The organism is Collimonas sp., assembly GCF_044339385.1.
Classification (GTDB): domain Bacteria; phylum Pseudomonadota; class Gammaproteobacteria; order Burkholderiales; family Burkholderiaceae_D; genus Collimonas.
In genome coordinates this window covers 1-5,330 of sequence record NZ_JBIIVN010000167.1, presented here as the reverse complement: position 1 = coordinate 5,330, position 5,330 = coordinate 1, and the positions used below count along the sequence as shown (strand labels likewise).

The following is a 5,330-nucleotide window of genomic DNA, read 5'->3' as shown; positions in this document are numbered from 1 at the left end:
CCGTCGACCTTCTCGAGCGCCTGGTAGATCGGCACGGGACCGATCGGCACCGGCGAGTTGCGGATGATCCATTCGTGGGTTTCGTGAATGTGCTTGCCGGTCGACAGATCCATCACGTTATCGCCGCCCCAGCGGATTGCCCAGGTCATTTTCTCGACTTCTTCGCCGATCAACGATGTGACTGCGGAATTGCCGATGTTGGTATTGATCTTCACCAGAAAATTGCGGCCGATGATCATCGGTTCGATTTCCGGGTGATTGATGTTGGCCGGAATGATGGCGCGACCACGGGCAATTTCGTCACGCACAAATTCCGGCGTAATTTCAGGCGGCAGCGAAGCACCGAATGACTGACCGGGATGCTGACGGCCCATCAACTCGGCTAGCTTATTGCCCATCGGGCCGGACGCCTTCAGCTCCTCCAGATATTCCTTGCGGCGCATGTTTTCGCGGATCGCCACGAACTCCATTTCTGGCGTAATGATGCCTCGACGCGCGTAATGCATTTGCGAGACATTCTTGCCAGCCTTGGCGCGGCGCGGCTTGCGGTGCAGATTGAAGCGCAATTCTGCCAGTTGCGGATCGTTTAACCGTTCGATGCTATATTCCGAGCTCGGGCCCGGCAATTCTACGGTATCGTCACGCTCTGTGATCCATGGCAGGCGCGGCGTTGCGAGGCCGGAGCGGATATCGATCTTGACCTCAGGATCGGTGTACGGGCCGGACGTGTCGTAGACATAAATCGGCGGATTTTTTTCGGCGCCGAACGAAGCGGGCGTATCGGACTGGCTGATCTGCCGCATCGGCACACGGATGTCGGGGCGCGAACCAGTAACATAGACCTTGCGGGAATTCGGCAGGGGATGGATTGCAGCATCATCCACCGTGGCAGTGGCGGATAAGAATTTCGGATTGGCGTTCATTTTGGCTCCTTTGCTTGTCATGCATGGCTTGGAGCCAGCAAAGGGGTTTTCGAGTCTGGCGGCGCGGGATCACCTTGATATGTGATGGATCGGCCGACAACAATCTCGACAGCTTCCCTTCGCTGGCATTACCCAGATCAGGTTCGAGGGTATTTCTCACCCGATTGCATGGCATTTCAGCAATCAGGACCCCTAGCGTTGTGCCGCCTTGGAATCAATACCAAGACAGCGGACGAATTTTACACCCGCAATCCGCCTGCGGCATATCAAAATCCAGGCTTGCCTATCTCCGATCGCATATAAAACGCGGGCATCGGCCACAAATGCGTCGACAAGATTGTCAGTTCGTCAAAAAATCGCGATCCCGGTCTGCAATGTTAGAAGCCAATCGACTGCGTACTTTATAATCGTCGTTTTAGGAAAAAACACCAATAATCATGGAATTAGCCAAGTCTTTCGACCCTGCCGAGATTGAACAATTCTGGCGTAGCGAGTGGGAAAAGCGTGGGTATTACACCGCTACCACCGACGCCGACAAACCTTCCTTCAGCATTCAGTTGCCACCGCCCAACGTGACCGGCACGCTACACATGGGGCACGCCTTCAATCAGACCATCATGGATGGTCTGACGCGTTACCATCGCATGCGCGGTTTCAACACGGCCTGGATTCCCGGCACCGATCACGCCGGCATTGCGACCCAGATCGTGGTCGAACGACAACTCGATGCACAGAAAGTCTCACGCCATGATCTCGGCCGCGAGAAATTCGTCGAAAAGGTCTGGGAATGGAAAGAAAAATCCGGCTCCACCATCACCGGCCAGATGCGCCGCATGGGCGCTTCGACCGACTGGAGCCGTGAATATTTCACGATGGATGAGAAGCTGTCGGGGAGCGTCACCGAAGTTTTCGTGCGGCTCTTCGAACAAGGCTTGATCTATCGCGGCAAGCGTCTGGTCAACTGGGATCCGGTGCTCGGCACGGCCATCTCGGAGCTGGAAGTACTGTCTGAAGAAGAAGACGGTTCGATGTGGCATATCCGCTATCCGTTCGCCGATGGCAGCGGTTACCTGACGGTGGCAACCACCCGTCCGGAAACGCTGCTGGGCGACGTTGCCGTCGCCGTCGATCCGACTGACGAACGTTACACCCACCTGGTCGGCAAAATGCTCAAGCTGCCGCTGACCGAGCGCGAAATTCCGGTCATCGCCGATAGTTATGTCGACAAGGAATTCGGCACCGGCTGCGTGAAGATCACCTCGGCGCATGACTTCAACGACTATGCGGTGGGACAACGGCACAAGCTGCCGCAAATCACCATCCTGACGCTGGACGCCAAGATCAACGAAAACGGCCCGGCCAAATATCAGGGCCTGGACCGCTTCGTCGCCCGCAAACAGATCGTCGCCGATCTCGATGCCGCTGGCCTGCTCGACTCCGTCAAGCCGCACAAGCTGATGGTGCCGCGCGGCGACCGCACCAGCGTCGTGATCGAACCGATGCTGACCGACCAATGGTTCGTGGCCATGAGCAAACCAGCTCCGGAAGGCACATACTTCCCCGGCAAATCGATTACCGAAGTAGCGCTGGAAAAAGTCGCCAACGGCGAAATCCAGATGATCCCGGAAAACTGGAACAACACCTACAACCAGTGGCTCAACAACATTCAGGACTGGTGTATTTCCCGCCAACTGTGGTGGGGCCACCAGATCCCGGCCTGGTATGCCGAGGACGGCAAGATCTACGTCGCTCGCAATGAAGCTGAAGCACAAGCCAAAGCTGCCGCTGCCGGCTATACCGGCAAGCTGACGCCCGACAATGACGTGCTCGACACCTGGTTCTCGTCAGCACTGGTGCCGTTCTCGACGCTCGGCTGGCCAGAAGAGACGCCAGACTACAAAATGTTCCTGCCATCGTCGGTGCTGGTCACCGGTTTCGATATCATCTTCTTCTGGGTCGCGCGGATGGTCATGATGACTACCCACTTCACCGGCAAGGTACCGTTCAAGACCGTCTACGTACACGGCTTGGTACGTGACGGTAACGGCCAGAAAATGTCGAAATCAAAGGGCAATACGCTCGATCCGATCGATCTGATCGACGGTATCAGCCTTGACGATCTGGTGGCCAAACGTACTGTCGGTCTGATGAATCCAAAGCAAGCCGACAGCATCGCTAAAGCCACCCGCAAGGAATTCGCCGACGGCATTCCAGCCTTCGGCACCGATGCGCTGCGCTTTACCTTCGCCTCGCTGGCGACGCTCGGCCGCAACATCAACTTCGATCTGAGACGCTGCGACGGCTATCGCAATTTCTGCAACAAGCTGTGGAATGCGACCCGCTTCGTGTTGATGAACACCGAAGGCAAGGACTGCGGTTTCGACGGCCATGCGCCTGGCGTCTGCGACAAGGAAAAATTGCAATTCTCAAAGGCTGATCGCTGGATCGTATCGCTGCTGCAGCGTACCGAAGCCGAAGTCGCCAAGGGCTTTGCCGACTACCGTTTCGACAACATCGCCTCGGCCATCTACAAATTCGTCTGGGATGAATATTGCGACTGGTACCTGGAAGTCGCGAAGGTGCAGATCCAACAAGGCAACGAAGCGCAGCAACGCGCTACTCGGCGCACCTTGCTGCGCGTACTGGAAGTGGTGCTGCGCCTGGCGCATCCTATCATCCCGTTCGTCACAGAAGCATTGTGGCAAAGCGTCGCGCCGCTGACAGGTAAGACGCTCGACGCAGCAGGCGACTCGATCATGCGGCAGCCTTATCCGGAACCGAATCTGGAAAAGATCAACGACAGTGCCGAAGCCTGGATGACGCAGTTGAAATCGCTCACGGACGCTTGTCGCAACCTACGCGGCGAAATGCAATTGTCGCCGGCTTTGCGGGTACCGCTGATCATTGCAGGTGCCGCGGATCAGCAAGAGACGTTGCAATCATTTGCACCATACTTGCAAGCCCTCGCCAAATTATCGGAAGTGCAAGTAGTAGAGACTCTCCCCGAATCACCGGCGCCGGTATCGATCGTCGGTGATGTCAAGCTGCTGCTCAAAGTAGAAATTGACGTCGCAGCCGAGCGCGAGCGGCTCGGTAAGGAAATCAGCCGTATCGAGGGTGAAATCGTTAAAGCGCAGGCCAAGCTGGGCAATGAAAGCTTCGTGGCGAGGGCCCCGGCGCAGGTAGTTGCACAAGAGCAGGAGCGTCTGGCGAATTTTTCAGGTACGCTAACGAAGTTGCGCGAACAGTTTGCAAAATTAAACGTATCTTGATTCCTTACTAATCCATAGTAACGCCCGGCTGCAGCAATGCTGACGGGCGCAATATAAAACAGGAGACAGAGCATGCACAAACTTTCAAAGCGAATGATGGTGGTGGCCCTCGCTGGCAGCACCATGTTGTCCATGGCCGCCTTCGCTCAAGACGTCGACACGCCAGTCGGACTCTGGAAAAATATCGATGACCATAGCGGAAAACCGAAAGCGCTGATCCGTATCACCGAATCCAACGGTGAACTGCGCGGCAAGATCGAGAAACTGCTGCGCGATCCAAGCGAGGATCAGAATCCGAAATGCGTCAAATGTGAAGGTGCGCTGAAAGACCAGCCTATTCTTGGCATGACCATCACCACCGACATGAAGCATGACGGCGATGAATACAACGGCGGTCAGATTCTTGATCCCGACAACGGCAAGGTCTACAAGAGCAAGATGTCGCTGGCTGATGGCGGCAAGAAGCTCAATGTGCGCGGCTACATCGGTGTGCCGCTGCTGGGGCGCACCCAGACCTGGCTGCGCGAGGAATAAATCAGCAGCGCCGCGCTATGCATTGAAAAGTAAGCAGACACAAGAAATGCCGTTCAGCTAACAGGTCGAACGGCATTTTTTATCTAGGCCACGCGTAACGGCGAGCAAGAGTAATAGCATTGCCGGCCGGGCTCAGACAAAAGAAACGGTCAGCCCCGGCAGCGCAATTCCCGAAAAAGCACTCACCCAGGTTTGCCCAGCCTGTACCGGATACGCATCGGTCCAGGTGCCAGTAGTAATGATCTCACCCGCTTGCAATGGTGCGAACTGGGATTGCGTATTGAGTTGCTGATGCAAATGCCATAATGCGTGCAAGGGGCTACCCAACACATCGCTGCCAAAACCGGCACCGCATAATGTGACTGAGTCCTCCGTACAGCAGGATAACGACACGCTGGCGTCGGCCAACATGCTGGCCAGGTTGCGCCGGGTCGCAGACGACAAAACATGCGGTTCGCCAACGATCAGCGTGCCATGCAAGCCGAATGCTGCAATCGCGAGGGTGTAATTAGTTTTGTGTAAACGGTCATTTGGCAGCACACTGCCACCATAGAGGAAAAAATGACCTACGTAAAACGCACCAAACGGGCCAAGCCCGATC

The 5,330-nt window shown here is 56.0% G+C and carries 3 protein-coding genes, 1 pseudogene and 1 riboswitch; of the genes and pseudogenes, 2 read left to right on the top strand and 2 right to left on the bottom strand.

Annotated elements, in window-relative coordinates; all coding sequences use genetic code 11:
- Positions 1 to 923, bottom strand: a 923-nt coding sequence (locus ACIQ0R_RS10980) for a phosphomethylpyrimidine synthase ThiC (protein WP_395827207.1), incomplete at its 3' end; no start/stop codon positions are given.
- Positions 924 to 1,020: 97 nt separating this feature from the next.
- Positions 1,021 to 1,127, bottom strand: a riboswitch (TPP riboswitch).
- A 233-nt stretch (positions 1,128 to 1,360) separates the two neighbouring features.
- On the opposite strand from ACIQ0R_RS10980, the gene ACIQ0R_RS10975 reads away from it, so the two are divergent.
- Both ACIQ0R_RS10975 and ACIQ0R_RS10970 read left to right on the top strand, forming a co-directional pair.
- A complete protein-coding gene (locus ACIQ0R_RS10975) occupies positions 1,361 to 4,195 on the top strand; it encodes a valine--tRNA ligase (protein WP_395827204.1) in 2,835 nt (944 codons plus the stop codon).
- A 72-nt stretch (positions 4,196 to 4,267) separates the two neighbouring features.
- Complete coding sequence (locus ACIQ0R_RS10970) at positions 4,268 to 4,729, top strand: DUF2147 domain-containing protein (protein WP_395827201.1); 462 nt, start codon at positions 4,268 to 4,270, stop codon at positions 4,727 to 4,729.
- A gap of 132 nt (positions 4,730 to 4,861) precedes the next feature.
- Here ACIQ0R_RS10970 and ACIQ0R_RS10965 read toward each other — a convergent pair.
- Positions 4,862 to 5,330, bottom strand: a pseudogene (locus ACIQ0R_RS10965) (hypothetical protein); the annotation flags it as partial.